Source organism: Halostagnicola alkaliphila (genome assembly GCF_055379965.1).
Genome location: NZ_AP043824.1, coordinates 325,604 through 347,828, shown reverse-complemented (window position 1 = coordinate 347,828; position 22,225 = coordinate 325,604). Strand labels below are relative to the sequence as shown.

General features: G+C 55.7%; 15 protein-coding genes and 1 pseudogene. 6 read left to right on the top strand and 10 right to left on the bottom strand.

Annotation, left to right across the window (positions count from 1 at the left end):
* Positions 1 to 7: 7 nt before the first annotated feature.
* A complete protein-coding gene (locus ACZ5C7_RS01410) occupies positions 8 to 3,607 on the bottom strand; it encodes a molybdopterin-dependent oxidoreductase (protein ID WP_464374608.1) in 3,600 nt (1,199 codons plus the stop codon).
* A gap of 254 nt (positions 3,608 to 3,861) precedes the next feature.
* Positions 3,862 to 5,181, bottom strand: coding sequence for a P-loop NTPase (locus tag ACZ5C7_RS01405; RefSeq protein WP_464374607.1), 1,320 nt, complete (start codon positions 5,179 to 5,181; stop codon positions 3,862 to 3,864).
* A gap of 633 nt (positions 5,182 to 5,814) precedes the next feature.
* Here ACZ5C7_RS01405 and ACZ5C7_RS01400 point away from each other — a divergent pair.
* Both ACZ5C7_RS01400 and ACZ5C7_RS01395 read left to right on the top strand, forming a co-directional pair.
* A complete protein-coding gene (locus ACZ5C7_RS01400) occupies positions 5,815 to 6,033 on the top strand; it encodes a hypothetical protein (RefSeq protein ID WP_464374606.1) in 219 nt (72 codons plus the stop codon).
* Between the two features lie 415 nt (positions 6,034 to 6,448).
* Positions 6,449 to 7,723, top strand: a complete 1,275-nt coding sequence (locus ACZ5C7_RS01395; protein ID WP_464374780.1) for an IS4 family transposase — start codon at positions 6,449 to 6,451, stop codon at positions 7,721 to 7,723.
* 296 nt (positions 7,724 to 8,019) lie between these two features.
* Here the strand turns inward: ACZ5C7_RS01395 and ACZ5C7_RS01390 are convergent, their stop codons facing one another.
* The 4 genes and pseudogenes from ACZ5C7_RS01390 to aglM all read right to left on the bottom strand — a co-directional run bounded on the left by ACZ5C7_RS01390 (position 8,020) and on the right by aglM (position 12,865).
* Positions 8,020 to 9,471: a glycosyltransferase family 2 protein gene (locus ACZ5C7_RS01390; protein WP_464374605.1), complete on the bottom strand. Its 1,452-nt coding sequence runs from the start codon at positions 9,469 to 9,471 to the stop codon at positions 8,020 to 8,022.
* Positions 9,472 to 9,718: 247 nt separating this feature from the next.
* Positions 9,719 to 9,861: pseudogene (locus ACZ5C7_RS01385) on the bottom strand (IS701 family transposase); the annotation flags it as partial.
* A gap of 25 nt (positions 9,862 to 9,886) precedes the next feature.
* The gene (locus tag ACZ5C7_RS01380) at positions 9,887 to 11,383 is read right to left on the bottom strand and encodes an alkaline phosphatase (RefSeq protein WP_464374604.1); all 1,497 of its coding nucleotides are present in this window, start codon (positions 11,381 to 11,383) and stop codon (positions 9,887 to 9,889) included.
* 195 nt (positions 11,384 to 11,578) lie between these two features.
* Complete coding sequence (gene aglM, locus ACZ5C7_RS01375; protein ID WP_464374603.1) at positions 11,579 to 12,865, bottom strand: UDP-glucose 6-dehydrogenase AglM; 1,287 nt, start codon at positions 12,863 to 12,865, stop codon at positions 11,579 to 11,581.
* Between the two features lie 104 nt (positions 12,866 to 12,969).
* On the opposite strand from aglM, the gene aglF reads away from it, so the two are divergent.
* The 3 genes from aglF (at position 12,970) to ACZ5C7_RS01360 (ending at position 14,828) form a co-directional block, all read left to right on the top strand.
* Positions 12,970 to 13,704 (top strand): UTP--glucose-1-phosphate uridylyltransferase AglF, encoded by a 735-nt coding sequence (aglF, locus tag ACZ5C7_RS01370; RefSeq protein WP_464374602.1) that lies wholly within the window; start codon positions 12,970 to 12,972, stop codon positions 13,702 to 13,704.
* 156 nt (positions 13,705 to 13,860) lie between these two features.
* The gene (locus ACZ5C7_RS01365) at positions 13,861 to 14,112 is read left to right on the top strand and encodes a hypothetical protein (protein ID WP_464374601.1); all 252 of its coding nucleotides are present in this window, start codon (positions 13,861 to 13,863) and stop codon (positions 14,110 to 14,112) included.
* On the top strand, positions 14,109 to 14,828 hold the full coding sequence (locus ACZ5C7_RS01360) for a phosphatase PAP2 family protein (RefSeq protein WP_464374600.1): 720 nt from the start codon (positions 14,109 to 14,111) through the stop codon (positions 14,826 to 14,828). Before ACZ5C7_RS01365 ends, ACZ5C7_RS01360 begins: the two co-directional genes overlap by 4 nt.
* Before the next feature lie 284 nt (positions 14,829 to 15,112).
* On the opposite strand, the gene ACZ5C7_RS01355 is transcribed toward ACZ5C7_RS01360, so the two are convergent.
* The 4 genes from ACZ5C7_RS01355 to ACZ5C7_RS01340 all read right to left on the bottom strand — a co-directional run bounded on the left by ACZ5C7_RS01355 (position 15,113) and on the right by ACZ5C7_RS01340 (position 20,240).
* Positions 15,113 to 16,006: a glycosyltransferase family protein gene (locus tag ACZ5C7_RS01355; RefSeq protein ID WP_464374599.1), complete on the bottom strand. Its 894-nt coding sequence runs from the start codon at positions 16,004 to 16,006 to the stop codon at positions 15,113 to 15,115.
* Positions 16,007 to 16,196: 190 nt separating this feature from the next.
* Complete coding sequence (locus tag ACZ5C7_RS01350; RefSeq protein ID WP_464374598.1) at positions 16,197 to 17,285, bottom strand: hypothetical protein; 1,089 nt, start codon at positions 17,283 to 17,285, stop codon at positions 16,197 to 16,199.
* Positions 17,286 to 17,843: 558 nt separating this feature from the next.
* Positions 17,844 to 18,644, bottom strand: a complete 801-nt coding sequence (locus tag ACZ5C7_RS01345; RefSeq protein WP_464374597.1) for a hypothetical protein — start codon at positions 18,642 to 18,644, stop codon at positions 17,844 to 17,846.
* A gap of 129 nt (positions 18,645 to 18,773) precedes the next feature.
* On the bottom strand, positions 18,774 to 20,240 hold the full coding sequence (locus ACZ5C7_RS01340; protein ID WP_464374596.1) for a lipopolysaccharide biosynthesis protein: 1,467 nt from the start codon (positions 20,238 to 20,240) through the stop codon (positions 18,774 to 18,776).
* Between the two features lie 325 nt (positions 20,241 to 20,565).
* On the opposite strand from ACZ5C7_RS01340, the gene ACZ5C7_RS01335 reads away from it, so the two are divergent.
* Positions 20,566 to 22,170: an asparagine synthetase B family protein gene (locus ACZ5C7_RS01335; RefSeq protein WP_464374595.1), complete on the top strand. Its 1,605-nt coding sequence runs from the start codon at positions 20,566 to 20,568 to the stop codon at positions 22,168 to 22,170.
* Positions 22,171 to 22,225 lie beyond the last annotated feature (55 nt).

The following is a 22,225-nucleotide window of genomic DNA, read 5'->3' as shown; positions in this document are numbered from 1 at the left end:
CCTCGTGTTAGTCGTCGGATTCGCTCGCAAAGCCGCCGCTCAGGTAGTCGTCCATCGTTTCGTCCTCCTGGGTCGGTCGGATCCCGCGGTCGACGGGTTCCCACGCGCCATCGGGCTCGCCGTCGTCGTCCACGCCGCCGTCTTCGGCCTTGTCGATCTTGACGAAGGCTTCCTTCGGCGCGCCGTTCGCCGCGTGGACGTCCGGCTCGAAGCCGACGTTTAGATTCATCCCGCCGAGATCCTTCCGCGGCATCGAATCCGTTAGCCACGTCCGTCGGAGCCAGGTCGTCGTCGTGGACTGGTGGCCCCCGCTCCGATAGAGCGAGACGTAACTCGTATCCTCGGCTTTGGCCATCCCGTCCTCGCGCTCTTGTTGAGCTTCGTAGGTCTTGTGCGACGTCTGGTTGACGTTCATCCAGCTCCGCGTGACTCCTTCCGGCAGGCTCGGCTGGTACCGAATCCGCATCATCGCTCGGGCGTACTCGTCGTCCCCGTCGTCGGGATCGAACCCCTCGTACGGTCGATCGGAGGGATCGGCGTCGACCCAGACGTAATCCCCGTCCTGAAGGTCTTCCGAACGGGCGTCCTCGGGGTTCATCTCGATGTACCCCTCGCCGATGTAGGGCTTTCGCTCGTCGAAGCTATCTCGCTCCGTTCGTCGGCCCATGTCGCCGTAGTTCCCCCACCAGACCGCGATGTTCGGGAGCGCGTTCGCGAAGGTGTGGGTCCCGTGGCGGTACTTCGGCGTCATGTAGACGTAGTCGTAGCCCTCGTCGAGCTCGGTCAACGGGTGCGCGCTGTCGACCAGCTCACTCGGGGACTTGATCACGTTGCGAACCTGTCGGTCGTTCGTGCTCCTGACTTTCGCCTCGCTATCCCACCCCCGATCCTCGGGCGTCTCCGGATCGATCACGGGGCTCTCGCTGTCGTCGACGATGACGTTCGGCTCGTAGGGCGTCGCGTCCATCGGCTCCCGGTGAAGCGGGATGTTCTCGCCCGCCTCGGCGAACTCCTCCTCCTCGCGGAAGAACTCGAGACGACCCGATTTCGTGTACCACGGGTCGTCGTCTTGCATCTGTTCGTTGCCGACTTGCTTTGGGTAACTCCGGGTCATGATAATCGCCGGCGTCCCCTCTTCGGCATCGTCCAGCAGCTCCTCGACGTCGTAGCCCGCGACGGTGTTCGAGTTGTCGATGATCCGCTGGAGGTACGGTTTCGCCTGATACTCGTCCTCGTCGATGAACTCCCAGTAGTCGATGAACCGATCGTCGTCCGTTATCTCCGCAAGCTCCGCGGCGACGCCCTTGTAGTGTTGGGCGTCGTTTCGGGTGTTGTAGATCCGATCGATCCCCGTCTCGGGCATCGTCGTGATAAACGGGTTAGTGACCGACGCGGTGATATCGTTAACGTGGTGTTCGGCCCACGAATCGGCCGGGAAGACGATGTCGGAGTACTCGCAGGTCATCGTCCACCACCACTCGTTGGTGAAGAAGGCCTCGATCTTCCCGCTTCGGAGCATCTTCTCGATGATTTTGTACGCACCCTTCGCGTTGCCGAGGATCGAATTCGAGCCCGACACCCACAGCGACTTCGTCGGCGTGTGCATGTGCGAGTCGCCCTGGAAGTACTCGCCGTCGACCTCGAGGGGTTCGTCCAGGTTCGTGTAGAAGTGCGCCGACTGTTCGTCGTAGCGCTGGTCGACATTCGCTGGCTCGTCTGGATCGAGTTCGATGTCGAACGGGTCCTCGTCGGCGTAGTTCGGAAGCCCGTTGAAGTACGCCGATCGGTAGTTGCCGGAGTAGCTTCCGACGTTGCCGGTCCGATAGCCGACGTTTCGCGTCAGCGACGCCAGCAGAAACACCGCGCGGTCCTTCTGATCCGCGTTGGTGTAGTGGTTCGGCCCCATCCCGGTCAGCACGAGGGTCTCCTCTTGATTGTCCGCGAAGTCGTGGGCCAGGTTCTCGACGGCCTGGGGATCCGTCCCGACGATCTCGGCGGCCGACTCGAGGTCGTAGGTCTCAAGTAAGTGCTCGCTGATCAGGTCGAACACCGGCCTGACCTCGACGGTCGAACCGCCGTCGGCGAGTTCGACCTCGAAACGGCCCTCGAGCGTCGCTCGGGTATCGAAGTCGTCGCCGATGTCGTCTCGCGTCACCGCTTCGAACTCGCCGCTTTCCTCGTCGCGGACGACGAAGTCGCCCCACTCGCCGCGAAGCTCCTCGGTGATTATCTGTTCGTCGAGGTTGAGCGAGCCGGCGTCGGGCCGACCCGCTTCGCCCTCGACGGTTCGGGTTTTCTCCAACTCTTCGGGCTCGTAGTCCTCGAAGACGTCGCTCGCCCGTAGCATCTCGTTGGTGTCCATCCGTACCAACAGCGGCAGGTCGGTGTACCGACGGACGAAGTCCTCGTCGTACAGCTCCTCCTCGATGAGGACCCGTGCGGCACCGAGAAACAGCGCCGAGTCGGTGGCGGGTCTGACGGTGATCAGTTCGTCGCACTTCGAGGCGGTCGCGTTGTAGTCGGTGAAGATCCCCGTGACCTTCGTCCCCTTCAGCCGGGCCTCGGTCAGCCAGTGACAGTCGGCCATCTTCGTCGTCAAAAAGTTGAGCCCGGCGACGACGACGTGGTCGGCCTGTTCGACGCTCGAGAGGTCGAAGTCGACCGTCTGTTGGCCGGTAACCATCGTGTGCCCTGGCGGCAGATCGGTGTGGAACGAGTAGTTGTCGAGCCCGACCGAGCCGAGGGCGTCGTCTTCGTCGACGTCGCGGACGTAGTTGTCCAGCAGCGACATCGAGTTCGCGTTGCGGTACTGCCCCCAGAGCTTGATGACCCCGAGAAGGGGCATGCCACCGCGGAACTTCATCGAACGAACGCCCGCGCCCTGGGTCTGTTCGACGACGCGCTCGTCGTAGTCCTGCTCGAGAAGGGACTGCATCCCGGACTCGCCGCTGTAGAACTCGGCGAGCTCGAGGAACGTCCGGGCGGCGAGATCGTATGCCTCCTCGTGGTCGACGCGAATGAAGTTGTCCTCGCCGCGGTTGGCGTACGCCTCGGGCATCGAGCCGTCGTCGTCCCGCGGGAAGCCGTCTTCGACCCACTCCATGAATCCCTCTCGGACCATCGGGTCTTTCACCCGGCGTTCGCTGTAGAAGCGCTCGATCATCGCCAGCCCCTTGTTACAGACTCGGGGATCCCAGCGCTGGGTCGCCTCGTTACCCTCGAGGTCGGTCGCCTCGCCGTAGTTCATCGAGGGACCGAGGCGAGTGATCTCACCGTTTTTGATCGAGGCCTCGAGGTAACAGTTGTGGGTGTCGTTCGGCGTACACGTCAGCATGTAGGAGTCGTCGGGTTCCCACACGTCGCGGTAGTGGTCTTCCCATCCCTGATTGGGATACTCCTCGAACGGGTTCATATGGCCGGGCTCGTCCGCCTCGTCGGTGTCGCTCGTGAGCCGTCGGAGTCCGAGCAGTCCGAGGCCGGACGCGCCGGCGACGCCAGCCGCGGCCGCGCCGAGTTCCCGCCGGGTTAGGTCGAATCCGCCCTCGTCGGATCCGTTCGTCGCGTCCGCGAGGGCCTCATCAGGCGTGTCGTCGTCCGACTCGCTCATCGTCCCACCCCGTTCCAGACGGCGTGCGGAGAGTCGGGTGGCGATTCCCTCGTCCGTCGTTTCGGACGGTGCCGATCGGTCGTGGATTGTCCGTCTGCCATCACAGGCAAACTCCGTGACCTATCGGTTAACTAAAACCGCCTCTTCCCACGGTCTGGGGGTTGCTCGGCCAAAACCCTCCGAATAGCGGGGCTTTATACGAGGGCGAATACCGTCGGAACGGAGTCGTAAGTACCACTGGCCCGAGCGACCGCCTACGGCGTCGGCTCCGACGTCGAGGGAGTCGACGGGTCGGTTTCGGCCTCGAGTTCGAGCAGCCACCCGTCCCGGCCGAGGTCGTCGATCGACGTTCGTGCGAGCGAACGTGCGTCGCGCTCGAGACGCTCCTCGACCACGTCGGCGAGCGCTTCGGGATCCCCACGCATCACGATCGAAACTGGCGAGTCGTCGACGACGCCGAACTCGCCGATCGCCTGCCGACGGACGCTCGTCGGCGGAAGTCCGCGAAGATCGACCGCCTCCTCGGGCACCTCGGGTCCGGTCGACCCCGAGAGAAACTCCCGTACGCGCGTTGCGAGCGAGGCGATCGCCTCCTCCCCCTGCGTCGACGGCTCGACGACGTCCATAGTCAACGGATCGCGAAGTGCCGGATCGAACGGAATCGGCTCGAGTGAGTCGTTTACCGGATCGACGGAGTCGATCTCGTTCGTGAGAGAGCGACCATCGCCCGCGTACGGAGACTCGAGATCCTCGCCCTCGGTCGCAACCATATTCGGGGCGACGCCGATCGTTTGAACGCCGTAGGCCTCGAACAGGGCGCCGGTTCGTTCCGTCGACCGAGCGCCCGCGTCGGTCGGGGTAGTAACGAGTAAGCCCGCATCGAGCGGGGCCTGCTGGACGAGCGTCGTCACGGCCTCGCCGATTCCCGGCGGGAGATCGACGAGCAACACGTCTCGGTCCTTCCAAACGGCGTTGCCGAGCAGGTCGGTCACGACGTCGTGGACCATGGCACCCCGCCAGGCGACCGGTCCGTCCTCGGCGATCAATTCGACGCTCATAACCTCGATTCCGTCGGCCGATACGGGCATTGGACTCCCCGAAGGCGTCGATTGGACCGGCCCCTCCGCACCCAGTAACTCCGGCGCATCGGGTGCGTGGACGTTGGCGTCGAAAACGGCGACGTCTAGCCCCGCCCCGTCGAGCGCTCGCGCGAGCGCGACGGTGATCGTCGTCTTTCCGACGCCACCCTTCGCGCTTCCAACGGCGATCATCGACTCGACGCCCGTGACCGGCAACCCGGTCTCTGGTGCCGCCGACTCAACCGCCTCGACTCGAGCGTGCTCCACATCCGGCGTCGCGAGGGCAACACCCCGTAACTGATCGGTAAGCCGATTCGCCATGGATTGGTCGAGTCGGCCGAAGTTCACCACGAACGTGACGATACCGTCCTCGACGGAGATATCCTGGAGAAGTTGCTCGCTGATCGGGTCGCCGCCGGGAATCTGGACAGTTCGAACGCTGTCGACAACCGCCCGCCTGATTTCGTCGTCCGGTCGAGGAGGGGTTGCTTCCATAGGCGGCAGTTCGCCCCGCACGGGTATTTTACGTGTTGAGAGTTCCCACACCGTAGGAAGACAGCGTCTAAATGTCCGGGTTATCGTACAGATACTATTTTCGATAATAGTTATCTCTATCGTGCTCTAATTGTATATATTAAACAATACTATAGCAACCACTCAAAATCCGATAACCGCTGTTTGAATCGGCTAAAGCCTCGAAACCCACTTATTCAGTATATGAATGTCAATATAGCAGAAGAATAGAATCGATCAATAAATACAGTGAGTATTTTGGGTTTGATATAGCTAGACACTATTCACATAGGTAGAGTTGCTTGAATCGGCTAGAATCATGATGATCGTTTGATTTTACCCACCAATATTATTTTATAATAGCCACAATACTATACATCACTATACCACAAATATAATAGATATGTTAGCCATAGATGATAATTATACATCATTGAACAAGCAACTAAATCGTACGATACGGACGATGAAACGAATACGGAGCTCGCCAAACTCGAGCACTGCACCTCGTTCGGCCCTCACTTCGCGGCGACTGGTCGCTTCTCTATATCTCTCTTTTGCTCGCAGTATCACTATTATAAACCGTTATTTTGCCGCTGAGCAACGACTTCAGTGATGAGCGCTAAAACGATCACGTACGAGACGCCCTCGGGATCTGAAACGACAACGGTCGAGGAGTTAGAATACGAATCGACATCCGAGGTCTGGCGGTTTGAAAGCGAGTCCACTCGCGGCGGTGAGATCATGCGAATTCCACGTGAACGAGTGTACGAAATCCGTCAACAGCTCCCAGAACAAGAAGAGTCAGGGCGGGACCAATATGGGCACCCGTGAGTAATCGCGCCGACACGCGATGAGCTGACGCCAGGTTTCACGGACCAAACGTACTCCGTGCGAGAATAGATTGGGCACGGTATTTCTGCTATTGATGCAGGGCAGTGTTGAATCACTAAACGGCGTTGACTTCTATGGACGAGAATTAGACCCGAGAGGCGCTGCGCTGAACAATTCCAGCCACAACCTCAGAAGACTCCACGATAAGAGAGCAAATAGACTCTGTCACAGCCCTCCAAAATCACCCAACCTAACGTCGTATAGCGATTCATCAAAGTCAAAGAAGTATACTGCAAACACTATCCGTCTTTAGCTAAGCGAGAAACCACGTGACAGCGGCGGCTTATCGAGGCATCTTTTCGAGAGGAATGAGGAGGCGACGAGTGTGCACAACGAAGCCTCCTCATCTCGGATTATGCGTCGGCTCACTACATTGTTTCCCTCCGAGTTCCTCGAAGAGCACGCCGAGGAACTCGGCGTGGTCGAACGTGACCGCAAGCTCCAGATTCCCGCCTTCGTCTGGGCATTCGTGTTCGGCTTCGCCGCAGGCGAAAGCCGAACACTCGCTGGCTTCAGACGCAGCTACAACTCGACAGGCGACGAGACGATCTCTCCCGGCGGCTTCTATCACCGGTTGACGCCGTCTCTCGCAGAGTACTTCCGCGACCTCGTCGAGCGTGGCCTCGACGAGGTCGCTGTCCCTGACACTGTTGACGCCGATATCGACCGATTCAGGGACGTGATGATCGCTGATGGAACCGTCCTGCGGTTGCACGAGTTCCTTGCCGATGAGTACGAAGCTCGCAAGGAGGAGCAGGCTGGAGCGAAGCTCCACCTGCTCCACAATGCCACTGAGCAGACGATAGAACGTCTCGACGTGACTGACGAGAAAACGCACGACAGCACGTTGTTTAACACAGGATCGTGGCTCGAAGATCGGCTCGTTCTGTTCGACCGAGCCTACTTCAAGTACCGCCGCTTCGCGTTGATCGATGAGAACGACGGCTACTTCGTGAGTCGGCTGAAAGAGAGCGCAAATCCGGTCGTAACGGAGGAATTACGGGAATGGCGCGGCCGCGCCATTCCCTTGGAAGGTGAGCAGATCCACGATGTTGTGGATGATCTGCACCGCGAGTACATCGACGTGGAAGTCGAAGCCGAGTTCGACCGAAGACCGTACGGAGGAACGCAGTCACGCGATACGAAGCGGTTTCGCGTCGTCGGCGTCCGCAAAGAGGACGCCGACGACTACCACCTGTACATCACGAATCTCCCGAGAGAAGAGTTCCTGCCGTCGGATCTAGGGACGGTCTATCGGTGTCGGTGGGAGGTGGAGTTGCTATTCCGTGAGTTGAAGACGCAGTACGAACTGGACGAGTTCGACACGACAAAGAAGCATATTGTCGAAATTCTGCTGTACGCAGCGTTGTTGTCACTGCTCGTGAGTCGTGAATTGCTCGATCTGGTCACCGAACAGGCGGACGATGAGATCGTGTTTCCGCCGGAACGCTGGGCGGCGACCTTCCGGTCGCACGCCCAGCTCATCCTCCACGAACTTGGCGAATATCTCGGCTATTCGCCGCCACCGCTGCTCGACCGACTGATCGACGACGCACAGAAGATCCACCAGCAACGCCCAGTGTTACAAGAGACGCTCGCTACCGCTACGCAACCGAGGTGTGAGTCTTAGCTAAAGACGAATACTGCAAACACTCTCACCCTCTTTAGAGTGGGTAAAAGGGTATGAACGACCGTCTATATCGTATGAGAAGGGAAAATCGTATAACATAAGTACAGCAGAGACAGTTCGATACCGGCTGTGAAACCACCACGTAGAATCTGATACAAAGAGATTAGATTCTACGAACAGCGGATTTCGGCTACTTCAGCAAACTCAGGAAGTTACTATCTCGACCTTAGAAATAAGCCGATAAAAGACATTGAAGCGCCTCAATACGTCAGACTCACTCAACTATATAGATCATTTTAATCAGCAGTTTCGATAGTCTTCTGCTTTGAGAGCACCTTCTCTTGAAGATAGTGAGTCGGGTTAGATCGAAGTGATCCACCAAAGCTACTGATCTCCCACCAAATGGCTTGTCCAAATCCATAGAGGCGTACAAACCCATGCAGAGGTCGGTAGATTAAGAGATATGCAATTACCCATCGACCGTAGTCAATCGGTTGATCATTGACTATGAGGACAGAGAGGATACCAACAACGATAGCACAGAAGCCAGTCATACTGAGCATTCCAACTGCCAATACCCACCCTACTGATTGGAAGAATGATTCTGGACCAATAGCTATTGTAAGTAGGAAAACTATAACTTCAATAATAATAAAGGATGTAAGCAGTGCTCTAAGTGGTAATCCGATGATTCCAATCATCCCTTCCTTAAAGTTCAGTTGTTTCTTATGATGAAGAAGCATAACTGAAATCCCTCTTTGTGCCCATGCTTTTCGTTGATCAAACCAACCTCTGAACGTTGTTGGAACGATGGTATCTGCTTGAGCAGATGGAGTATATCGAATCCTTCCATATTCATGCATACGCACAGAGACTTCAAAGTCGTCTGAATAGAGCCAATGATCTGTCCATCCACCTGCTTCTATCAACGTTTCTCTTCGAAATGCACCGAATGCTCCACTAAGACAAAGGACATATCCTAACCGACTTTGGAACATTCGTCCAATCTCCATTGCTAGTGCATAATCGAAGATTTGTGCCTTTGCCCACCAGTGATCTCTATTTTCTACAGAGACATTTCCTCCAACAGCAACAATCTCATCTGATGTGAAGTGTCGAGCAATTTCTTTCAATGAATTACTGTGTAATACTGTATCTGCGTCTAGGCTAATGATGATTTCATTCGTTGCTTTTGTGAGAGCGGTATTCCTCGCCGAAGCAGATCCTCCATTTTCTTGTGTAAATACCCTTAGATTGGGATACACCTCTTTTAGCGCCTTTAGAACATACCATGTTCCATCTTCAGAACCGTCATCAACTACTACTGTTTCAATGTCACCATCGTAGTCTAAGTTGCTGATAGCTTCAACAACACTACCAATGTCTTTCGCCTCATTGTATGCTGGTGTGAGAAATGATACAGATGGTGTAGCATCTCTATCGCCTAAATCTCCATCAATAGAGATCTTACTTTTCTTCCGATGTTTGTAATGAGCTAATGTTGCCAATCCTGTTCGTCCAAAATACCATCCTAATAGCAATAGGAGGAATATTGGAGAGGAATACAATATGTAAATTGGTTGTCCAACATACGGTATTGGAGCGAGTAGTATCGCAAACCCTGCACCAATTAACATAATAGCCATCACATATCGTTTGAGTGTAAACGGCAATTGGTTATTTATATCCGATTTGGTTGGCCGTATAGCTCCAGACTCATTGCCCATATTAGTTTCTTCTTCACTCAATACCGAGTTTTAAACCAAATAAGTCTTTAGATATAATAGTGTATGGAAAATAGAGATACTATTGGAAATTATCTAATCTAACAATTGCTATATTACTAACACCGTCTTAAATTCTTGAGTTTGCAAGGTTCCATGGTGCAGTTCAACCCGGATAACTTGAACACGATTTTGCGCCAGTCTTAGCGGGAGAGCCTTCATAACATCCACGCTATTTATTCAATGGAATATATTTCTTGAGAACCGTGACTCAGCTTTGTACGTTAGCCTCGGCTATTGAGTGAATGAGAGGTAACCGATTTCGTCTATGAGGTCGTTGATATTTCAACCACCATTGTCCCGAACCCATGAAAGAAGGTTGTACATGGCTTCTTTCAGGGAGCGCTCGATGTTCACAAAGCGCTCGAATCAGGATCAGCTATTCCTGGTACTCGTAGTCGATCTCTTGACCCGGCTCAAACTCGAGGCCCAGAATTTCTGCGATCCCGACTGAAACCGCCGTGTTGTCGAAGTATCGACCGAACACTTCGGCGCCCGGCCCGTGCGCGTAGGCCGGAACTTCCTCCGCCGTATGCGAGTCAGAGGACCATCCCATTTGCGTGCGAGCGTTGAGCACATCGGCGAGTTGCCCGTCGGTGACGTCCATTATCTCGTCACAACTGAGCTCGAGTCCGGTGTGTTCCTCGACAAATTCAGCGAGTTCGTCGGTACCCTGGTAGTCGTCCATCGCGTCGTCGAGATGCTCGAGACTCGCCCGGATATCGTCGATCGCTTCCCAATCCATGTCGTACGCGTCCGCACCGAGTGACATTCCTCCGGTCTCGTGATCGGCGACCTGCATCGCAAACGTCTCCGGCGTCGAAGGGTCCTCGACGTAGTCCAGAACGGTCCCGAACACCTCGTCGCACTCGAGTTGTTCGTGGGTGATCGCGTTGTCGTGGGCGTGGCCCTGATGATCGACCCGACCGGATTCGACCATCAGGAAGAATCCGTTGTCAGACTCCGAAAGCGTCTCGATCGCCGTCTCGGTCATATCGACGAGGCCAGGTTCGTCCGTATCCCCGACGTACTCGCGGTCGACGTAGTAGCTCATGTGAGTCGACCGGTCAGTTTCGCTCCCGAACAGCCCGAGGAGTTTTCTCGAGTCGACGCTGTCGAGTTCGTCGTCGGTCTCGACGTACTGGTACCCTTGCTCCCGGGCCCGACCGATCAGATCCTCACCGTCTTCTCGCTCTTCCGAATCGAAGTGATGTTTTCCGCCACCCAGTAATACGTCAACGGTTGCGTTCTCGACGTACTGTCGAGCGATCTCTTCGCCCATGCCCCGGTCGGGTACGTGCGAGGCGAACGTTGCAGGGGTCGCGTGGGTGATCTCAGTGGTCGTTACCAAGCCGGTGGCCATCCCTGCGTCGTGAGCTGCTTCCAGGATCGTACGCACCGGTGTGAAATTTTCTTCCGTTCCGGTTCCACTGATTGCACCGGAATAGGTCTTCGTCCCCGTCGCCATCGCCGTCCCCGCCGCCGCGGAGTCGGTTATCAATTGATCCGGATCGTCAGGCTGCGTGCTCATTCCTCCAATCTGCTCGGCGCGGTCGACGTTGAGGGATGTTCCGTCAGGCGTAATGTTCAGTGGGAACGCCTCCGGATCTTCCTGCCAGGCCTTCAGGTATCGAGCGCCGCTGATGTGGGCTTGGGCTGCCCCGTCGGGGATAACGACGATCGCGTTGTGTGCGTCCCCCGACCGACTGTCGCCGCCGCTGAGTTCCGTCTCGCTACCGTCATCGTTCGCCAGCGCAGATCCGCCGATCGCACTTGCGCCCGTGATCGCCCCCACTGCGCCCATGAAGGTTCGCCGGTTAGCCGAAACGATCGATCGATCATCCGTTTTGTCACTGCTGTCTGAAGTGTCGGACATGCAAGTGAACGATTCCATCGCGACACATAGTACTTTTATAATACCCGAATATACTGAAAATTTTCGCGTGGTGGGTTACATAGGAATTAGTAGCTGTACGGAGTCATCAACAAACGTTGGGCACGTTCGAGGGGATCTCCGACCTTCCTGCCAGTAATTTCCGCCAGCGGTGAGTATGGGATCTCGAGAAACGACTTAGTACGTGAGTCCCTCGTAGACGATACCGTCCCGTCGCTCGACGATCCGGCGACCGTCGACGACGACCGGTTCGTCCATCGCGTCGAACTCCCTATCTAACACCGCGAACTCGTCCCAATCGGTGACGACCGTAGCGCCGTCCGCGCCGTCTAACGCCTCGGCGGCCGAATTCGCGTACTCCACGTCGGGAAACCGCTCGTTCATCGGATCGATCGCGACGGGATCGTAGGCGACGACTTCGGCGCCGCGCTCTCGGAGCTGTTCGATAACCGGAATCGCTCGAGAGTTTCGGATATCGTCCGTCTGCGGTTTGAACGACAGGCCGAGAACCGCGATTCGGCTTCCGTCGAGATCGACGTGATTTTCTAGCAACTCGAGCATCCGCTCGGGTTGCCGGTCGTTGATTTCGACGGTCGCCTCGAGGAGCGCCGGGTCGTATCCTTCCTCGCGTGCGGCCGCGATGATCGCGTTCACGTCTTTCGGGAAACACGACCCGCCCCATCCGACGCCGCTGCGCAGGAAGCGCTCGGAGATCCGGTCGTCAAGGCCGACCGCTTCCATCACTTCGTAGGCGTCGAGACCGAACTCCTTGCAGATATTTCCGAGGTCGTTGACCAGGCTGATTTTCGAGGCGAGATAGGCGTTGTTCGCGTACTTGATCATCGAGGCCGTCGACGGATCGGTTTCGACGATGTGGGCGTCGTGATCCGTGAGCAACGGCTCGTAGATCGCGTGGAGTCGTTCCGTCGCCCACTCCGAATCCGTTCCGTAGACGAGCTTATCAGGGTGCATGAAGTCCGAGACGGCGCTACCCTCCCGAAGGAACTCCGGATTCATTCCAACCTCGACGTTCTCGTTTCCTCCGGACCCTCTCTTCACTGCGGGCTCGAGCGCGGTTTCGATACTCGTCGGCGTGACCGTACTCTTGATGACGACCAGATGGCGTTTTGCTTTGTCGGCGAGCGTTTCGCCGGTCGCTTCAGCGGCGGCTTCGAGCGCCGCGAGGTCGATGCTCCCGTCATCGTTAGAGGGCGTGCCGATCGCCAGAAAGGTCACGTCCGACTCGGGGACGGCGTCGTAGGAGGTCGTCGCCTCGAGGCGATCGCCCGCGTGAGTCTCGAGTAAATCCTCGATACCAGGCTCGTCGATCGGTGCGCGCCCCTCCGAAAGCGCCGTAACTATCTCTTCGTCGATATCGATTGTCGTAACAGTGTGACCGAGCTCTGCGAAACAGGCCGCAATCGTCGTTCCGACGTATCCGCTGCCGATGACGGAGATATGCATTGAATAGGGAGATTGGGGCTATCTTCAAGAACGTTGTGATAGCCGGCACGACGAGTAGCGAAATCAGAACGTTATTGTAACCATGGTCCCGTTAATTGATATTAATGCAAGCAGTTATCCTCGCCGCCGGAGAAGGAACGCGCCTCCGTCCGCTAACCGAAGACAAGCCGAAAGGACTGGTTGAGGTAGATGGTGAACCGATCATCACCCACTGTCTCGACCAGCTCGTCGAACTCGGTGCGGACGAATTCGTCGTGGTCGTCGGCTACCTCAAGGAGAAAATCATCGATCACTACGGGGACGAGTATCGCGGCGTGCCGATCACGTACGCCCACCAGCGCGAGCAACAGGGCCTAGCCCATGCGCTGTTGACCGTCGAAGAACACATCGACGACGACTTCATGCTGATTCTCGGCGACAATATCTTTCAGGCGAACCTCGAGGACGTCGTTCGTCGCCAGCGCGAAGAGCGCGCCGACGCCGCGTTCCTCGTCGAGGAAGTGCCCTGGGACGAAGCCTCCCGGTATGGAGTCTGTGATACCAACCAGTACGGCGAGGTGACTGACGTAGTCGAAAAGCCCGACGATCCACCGTCGAACCTCGTGATGACCGGCTTCTATACCTTCTCGCCGGCGATATTCAACGCCTGCCATCTCGTCCAACCCTCCGACCGCGGCGAGTACGAAATCAGCGAAGCGATCGATCTCTTGATCCAGTCTGGCCGAACGATCGATGCGATCGGCCTCGAGGGTTGGCGAATCGACGTCGGCTATCCCGAAGACCGCGACGAGGCGGAAGACCGGCTTCAGGATCCGGAACCGCTGGCGGCGATGGACTGAGCGGGTTCGAGACGGCCGGTCTTGTCTCCAGCGTGAATCAGAAGTAGACATCCCGTTCTCGAAGCCGAGAGGGAGATGAGCGCCGAGTACCGAAAATAGAACGGGAGGAGACTCGAGACGGTACGTTTTTGGGAGACAACCTGTTGTGATCGGACGATGAACATTCACGTGACTGGCGGAATTTATTTCTCTGGAAGGGATGTCGGCACGGAGCAAGCGGGGATTCTCGGGGGAAACACCCGTGCGGGCAGTTCGAGCGATGACAGCCTTGTGAGCGACGAAACACCACCTACCGACGACCGCGTCCCACAGTATCCGGGACAGCACTACCCGCTGATGGCGTGCTCACACGGCCGTCGAATGGAATTGGGATCGTCACAGCAACTGGCTGTCACACCGAGTCCATGAGTCGCGGCGTGGGAGTGACGGAAACGCTCCGCGAGGTGGTTCCCAACTGGGCGCTCGAGGGGTTCGTCGAGCTCTCGATGCTCGGCGACCTCGTCCTCATCGTCCCCATACTAGGGCTGGTGTACCTCGCGGACGTCGGACGAACGCTCAGACAGAACAAGCGAGAGGGGCCGCTCTGTTCGGATCGAACGGTGTCGTTTATTGGCGTCGTTTTCGGTGGACTCGCACTCGTCGTCCTACTGAAGGGCATTTTTACGTTTCCGCGACCGCCCGCGGAGTTGCACGTTATCTCCCCCAGCGAATACGGGTTTCCGAGCGGCCATACGATGTCGGCGACGATATTCTGGGGCGCGATAGCACTGTGGTCGTCGGCAGGAACTCGTCTCTCTCGAGGTGCACTCGCCGGGACGGTCGTCGCACTGGTCGCCCTTTCGCGACTCGTTCTCGGCGTCCACTTCCTCGTCGACGTGCTCGCGTCCGTCGCCTTCGGTGCGATGTATCTCTTCGGAATCGTCTGGTTCGCGCGAGGACAGCCATTACGAACGTTCGCGGTCGCAATCGGAATCGCAACGCTTGCGCTCGGTGTGACCAACGGCAGTTCTCGAGCCGTTCTGGCGTTCGTCGGGAGCGTCGGCGCGGTTATCGGATGGCGGATTGTCGAATTGTCACCTGTTCGACGGCGACTAGTTGATGCGGTCGGGCGAATGAGGATTTGATGAGTATCGTTCTCATCCTCGAAACCGACATCTCGTCGCTGCAATAGTAATCCACGAAAGTGTTCTCGAGTACCTGCACTCAAATGTCAACAAGTTTGTTGGTCTGAACGGCCTACGGGTTACCAGACAACTCCATTAGTGACGGACTCGGAACGACCGTAAGTACTGTACATAGAAGGCTGCCAGTTGCGTTTCCAGCGTTCACTTGACCGTCTGAAACATCACGGAGTCTGCCTCGTAGACAGTTCCGAGCCAGCGAAGTTGCCGAGTAGGAGTACAAATCATCACAGCGGCGACGCGTTCTTTACGTCTCTTGCAACTCGCGAGACAGTCTCGCGGATTCCACGATCCTTGAGCGACGAGTACAGCCGTCCACGGAACGTGTGTGGCTTCGTCTCCTCGACGAGAATACTACGAACGTAATACCGATACGAAGGGTGCTTTGTTGTGATCTCGATCGGCCACTTTCGAAGCGAGAATACCCGCATATCGGTCTGTTCGTTGAGACGTTCAGAAATCTTCGGGAGCCCGGCGGGATGTCTTCCGTGCACAATCTTTACCGAGTCAGCCATAAACCCAACGCTGCCGTCGTAATGAACGCGAAGATTGTACTCGGATGGAAGTGTCCCAATCTGGAGGCTGCTGTGATACAGTGCTTCTCGAAAAGCCGGTTGGTTCAATCCGGAACCGGTCTCTTGTTTCGCCCGTTCGTAGATGTCCGACCAGCGAGTGAAGAAATCTCGAGCGTTCGGCGTATCGGCGAACAACAGGACGCCGGTGTTGTATAGCGGAAACGCATCCGGTACGTTTTGTGCCGTATATCCGCCGGTAACTGAGTCTTTCCGACTTCCCGGATTGTGTGATGCGGCGATATCGAACCGCTCGAGTATATCGAACATCCCGGTGATATCTTCGCAGACGTACGTGTCCGTATCCAAAAAGAGCGTTCGGTCGTACGGAGTCATCTCGGGATCGATAACCGAATCGCCGAAATCGTACTCTGGGTTTTCGATCGGGCGTACTCGATCGAAATACGGGGAATCGAACGTTCGGTCTGAAAAAATGGTAACGTGAACGTCCTCGTTGTGTTCTCTCAGACTCTTCGCGGAGAGGCACGCTTCTTCGATGTAATCCCGTCCAGTTGCGATATACACGATACCTTCATCAGGAGAACTCATGGTGATTCCTACCTCGGAACGACATATGGTCGTTATGCTTTTCGTGCGATCGATTAGGGTTCGAAGAGGTGTGTTCGGCGACAGGGAGTGAAAAGATCAGAGACTACATCGACCAATCCGTCGGAGTGAGCAGTCTCACATCCGTATCCCTCATGAGAACGTCGCTCCGTCTGAACGAAAACTCAGAAAGTCACGACAGAGGTGTCTTTCGAGCTGAAAGCCACGGTGGCCTCACCTCCATCGTCCGCGAGACTCCGACGAACAGATAGCCGAGCGAGAGTGACAATAAAACGGCACCAATACGGGCATCGAAGACGTTGACCGCTTCGAAGATCATCAAGACGCCGAAGCCACTCGAGAGAGCGAGAGCGAACTTGTTCGTATTCTCCGTCACCGCAGCGGAAAGAATTGATCCCCAAATTGTAAACAACCAGAGGGCCGCTCCGATGATTCCAAATCGGAGAAAGTGGAAATAGGCACCGTGCACGGGTGTCCCCGAAACCTGCTCGGAATTGACGTACGGCTCGATCCACGCACCTGTGTCGACGATACCAGGGCCAAACGGCCACTGAAGAACGCCTTCGTTGAAGAGTGCATCGACAGCCCCCCGCCACAGGTCGTCACGATGGGTTAACGGGATTCGCTCGAACGGCCCAAAATCTGGCAAAAACCCGATTCGAGAAAAGATAAAGGGAATCGTACCAATGAGACCAACAGCGATTACACCCAAACCAATACGTCGGTGAGAGCGACGAAATATCACGTAGAGCGTCGTTGCGACCAAGAATAGTGCAAACCCCCCGCGGCTCTGAGAGAGATAAAGGCTCAACGTTGTCACGAGAGTAAGCAGGCCTGCAACGATAGTTCGTTCTTCAATCCACTCGCGAACGCCAGCAACGGCACCGACAGCAAATAAGATCCCCGCCTCATTCGGATTGGCCGTAACCGAACGCATCGCGGCCTCGGCTGGGAGAAGTGGTGCGGACTTATCGTGCCACGGGGTTAGTTCGATCGCAATAATTGGAATCGTGAACGGTCGAACGAAGACGATAACCATGCCGACCAAGCCGACAAAAGCTGCAAATCGGGAGACGACTCGAAAAGCGGTCCGTTCTGGAACGACAGTTGGAACGACAAACAGGAGACTCCCCGCGATGAAGGTCGTGTAGAACGGCCAAACAGCGAGCGATCTTGAATCGAAATTCCCGACGAGAACGTGCCCAGTAAAAATGGCAAACAATCCCCCGATACCAATTAGTAAGGGAATCGGGAGCTGCACTCGAAGCCAGTCTGTTATAAAAAGCCACAAAAGAATCGACCCGATTACGAACACGGTTGCGACGACACCGATCCAAGACTGTACTAACTGCGACCGGGAAAGAACACCTGTGATTAACAGTGCTACGGTGATAATGACAGCCGACGCATTGGACGATCTAGTCACTCGAGTCACACCTCAGTGTATTGGCAAATACACCGAAGAAATGGCTTCATTATATTGGTTCCCATACTCAGGTGCATACAGCTCCCTCGAAATCAGCATTTGCTACTCCGATACCAGCAATCGTACAGACGTTATCACGCCGTATCATTCCCAATTTCCAGTTCGAGCGTGAACTCGCAATTTCCTTCGCCCCATTTTAGTCGTGTATTTCGTCTACGTCGCACCCGCTTTACTTTCTATCGATATCGACGTACCGCTTCAACATAGCTATGCAGTTCGTAAACCGTAATTCGTTACAGGGGACCGCGGCGGTGATCGTTTATCATGGCCGTAAGGATGGATGCTCAGGTGGTCACCGTCCGAACTCGTTCTCGAATGCAGTTCGGCAAAACGTTATCTGAGATCCCGAAGATCTGGATGCGGTGGAATCGAATCGAGTCGCTCCGTTGCTCCCGCTCTAACGCGGTCTCGAGTTCGCTTCCAGTTCCGATGACGGGCGAGTACCAACACCGGGATCCGATCGAGGTCGAGGATCTTGGCGATCGAAAGCCGGTGCAAACCGCGGTGGCGCCACAACAATTCACCGTCACGTCCGATATTTATCCCAATCTCGTTGAGAACGGGGTGGCACTCCTCGTTGTTGAGCGAATGCGTGTTCGACGAGTTCCGCTCGAGTAACTCGCGTTGGGAGAGATATCCCTCCGAAGCGATCGCCTGAAACAGCGCGTCGATTTCTGCTAACCGTGACGACCGTTCCCGCTCGGAGTCACAGACTCGATTCCACAGTTGGCCGTTCGGTTCTTCGACCAGCGCCTCGTACAGTTCGGTGTTCTCCCACGGTTCCTCGTCTCGGAACCGCTGGACGAGCGATTGGTAGATGGGGACGTCCGAGAGGAGTTCCCGTCGCCGGTCCCAGTCGCCGTCAGCAACCGTCCCAAAGACGCGTGGCGTGGTATCCCAGTTGACGTGGTACTCGACATTGCTCGGATCAACGTACAACAATTTGTACGGGTCCGCGTCGACGTAGCGTTCGGGTTGGATAGCCCGCTGTGTGTGATGAATGCCAGTTAGAAGACGTTTCTGGACGGCCCATGGGATATAGAGAGAACTCCCCGTTTTGAGTTTCTTCTCGAGCGCACGATAGCGCGCCCGGTGCTTCGAAAATCGACGACGTGAATCTTGAGATCGGATCATGGGTCGCTGTTGATGGATCGTGCTCGGTTGTGGTTAGTAATCGGTACAACTGGTTCGTCGAACGATTCAGCTGTTGTCCTTCCAGACGAGCGTCTCAGATCTGGTGAGGGAGGAAAGTGGATCACGAGGTTAGATCCCCATATGTGATCTGATTTCCTGGGGCTCGATCACGCCGGTTGCGATACTGAGGGCCGCCCAGATAGCGATCCCGGTTCCGATGACGGCTATCAAAGAGAGATAGCCTGTAATATACGCCGAAAGTGCGAACACGATAGCACCCATTACCGAAGCAATCAGGAGCGCCTTGGTCGTGTTCGCGAGTATTTCCGGCCAATCGAGCGGAAGTTCGCGGTGCATCAAATAGACGTTCCCGGTCACGTAGAATCCATACGTTAGTACCGTCGCCAGAGCGGCACCGGTAATTCCGATGGTCGGGATCAGTATAATGTTGAGGATCACGTTTCCGACTGCTATCGTCCCCTTTAGGACCGCGCGGTACTTCGCTTTTCCGAGATAATCCAGTCCACTACCGGTCACGTAACTAATTGCCTGAATGAGCACGTAGAACGAAAATACCTGAACAACCGGTATTGCACCGTGGTACTCCTGACCGAATATAAGCGTTACAGCCGGGTCGGCGACGAGAAACAGCCCGATCGCCGCCGGGGCGTAGAGAAGCACCATACTGTGTAACGCATCTTGATAGAGCGTCGCCGCCTGGCCGTAATTCCCGTTCGATACTTGCTCCGAATATCGAGGGGATATCGAGAAGCCAAGCGAGTTCGCCGGTTTGACGACGAAATCGATTATCTGCTTGCTAACCGTGTAGTACCCGACTGCAACAGGATTGAGAAAGAATCCGATCAGGATCACGTCGACACGTTTAATGAGGACCGTTCCGCTGGACGTAAGCGTGATTGGCAGACTGTACTCGAACAATTTGCGGCGCAATCCCGGTTCAACCTTCGCGGAAGTCTTGTAGCTAGTGACCGTGCGATAAAGTAATACGGCGCCGAACACCGATGTGACGACTAATCCGACAACGTACCCGACCAAAGCACCGACAGCATCGAACCCGATCACCACCAACAAAACGACGAACACGAACTTGAACGACGTGTTCACGACGTGAAGGGTCGCGCTCTTCTTAATGCTCTTGAACCCCTGGAAAATCCGACGACAGTACTCAACGAAACTATAGAAGATGACGTACAGAATCCCGACGAGCAATAGCGGTTGTAAATCTGGCTCACCAAGCCAGTGAGCGATCTGTTCGCGAAACACTGTAAACGAAAAACCGACCAGCAATAATGCCACGGCACAGTATAGCAACGACGCCCGTATGATATACGGAATCTGTCCGGGATCGTTCTCCTCATAATTCGTGATATATCTCGCCGCCGACCGCGAGAATCCGAAGCTCGTAAGCAGTATAATAACCGAGAATATAGAGATCGATAGGTACAACAATCCGTACTGTTCTGCGGAAAGCAATCGAGCGAGAATAACCAGCAGCAAACCGCTGAATATAACGCCGAATAATTGCGCCACTAGCTCGGCCGAAAATCCGGAGACGATTTTTTTCCTAAGGCTCATAGACACGAACCAGATTTGATTCGATAGATACCGACACTATGGTCACCAATTGGTCTTCTAATCATGATAAACATGCTGATCGAAGACGATAACAGCGGATGTTCGGTCGCAGCCGAATTCGGTCAACAATGAGTTGGTACAGCAAAATTCTGCAATCAGAGGTGTTCTCGTTCGCACCGACAAACAAACAGGCGCGATGATCGGTAACTCGACCTCAGATTACCTGCATAAACGGTAGAAGAGACAGGTCAGCCTGCGAACATCGATATCGTAACCAAACCCATTAATATGGACAGCCACGTGAGATAGAGAGTGGGTTGTTGATATGTCTATCCGACTTCACCGAGACGGCGGCAAGTCGTCCATCGACAGCGTCTCCGCTCGAGGCCATGCCTTCCGGAACGGAGAATACCTCGAGACGAACGACCTCGAAGCGAAATTACGGGGCCTCTCTTCTGAAGCGGCGTTTCACGAGTTCGTTTCGTCGCTCAGAGGTTACTTTTCAGTAATCGTCCATCTGGAAGAACGAATCTGTGCCGCGGTCGATCACTGCGCAAGTCATCCGCTGTTCTATACAACGGATCCGGTCCGTATCGGTGAGACGTCCCAAGCGGTCGTTGGTGACGTCGAGTCAGCTGAATTCGACCCCTTTGCCGAGCGAGAGTTTCTGACCGCGAGTTACGTGACCGGATCGGATACGCTTCATCCCGAGCTCAAGCAACTCGAGGCGGGAACCAGCGTTAGCCTCTCGAGATCGGGGGTAACGGTACGATCCTATTCGGATTATTATCCCACCCCCCAGCGGTACACGAAACGGGAGGCGATAACGGAACTGGACAGCGTGATGGACGATATCTCCCAACGCGTCATCACGGCCGCTGATGGGCGCCAAATTTGTGTCTCTCTCAGCGGTGGTCACGATTCCAGAGTGATGCTCTGTTCGCTCCTCAAGCAAGGGTACGATAACATCATCGCGTTCACCTTCGGAAAACCGGACGGCGTCGACCCGGTGATGGCACAGGAAATCGCAGCGAACCTCGACATCGAGTGCGTGTTCGTCGAATACACGCCCCAGATGTGGAACGAGTTGTACGACTCAGATATCTGGAACGACTATTACGACCGCGCGTTCAATCTCGATTCGATTCCAGGCGTTCAGGTACTTCCCGCCTTAGTGGAACTTGAAACCGACTCCCGGATCGATGACGATGCGTTCATCGTTTCGGGGCAGACGATCGGTGGCGTTGGCAGTCACCTTCCCCCGTCTCCGTCGTCTCGAGACCAACTCATCGAGTACATCTTCGACGAACACTACTCGATCTGGCCCTCGAGCGAAACATTGGAATCCGTCCTCAAGGAGCGTATCTCCGACCGATTGCCGAACCGAAGTACCGATTGGCTCGCCGAGTACGCCCACTGGGAACAACGGGAACGTCAATCGAAGTACCTGTATCAAGACTGGATCGCATACGATCTCTTCGAGTACGACTACTGGTATCCGATGGCTGATCGACAGTTAGTGGAATTTTTCGAAACCCTTCCCGAAGATCGTCGACGCGACAAATCGTTGATCGAAGCGTACAGCGCCGCACTCTACAGCACGCTCGCCGATATTGATTCGGCCGATGCAGCCAAATCAGAATCAGAATCGTCGATACCAATGAGGGTGAAAGAGCAAGTGAAGACCTCGCGGCTTCGGCCCTACGCACAGGTACTCTACCGGAAGTATTTCCAGAATCCCGACCGAGGAGACACCGGACCACTGGCAATGTACGCGCTTCTGGCCGACGGGCAATACACGGCACACACGACTGGAAACGAAACGAATCATTCCTTCAGAGCCGCCGAGGCTGTCGACCGACTCGATTTTTGTGACCCCGATTCACACCGAATGCCAGCGGACTCTATTATTCGTGCGCCGTTCGAGTAACTGAGACCTGGGATATGAACCGATTTCCAGCGAAGAATAAGCGATTGGCGGCACA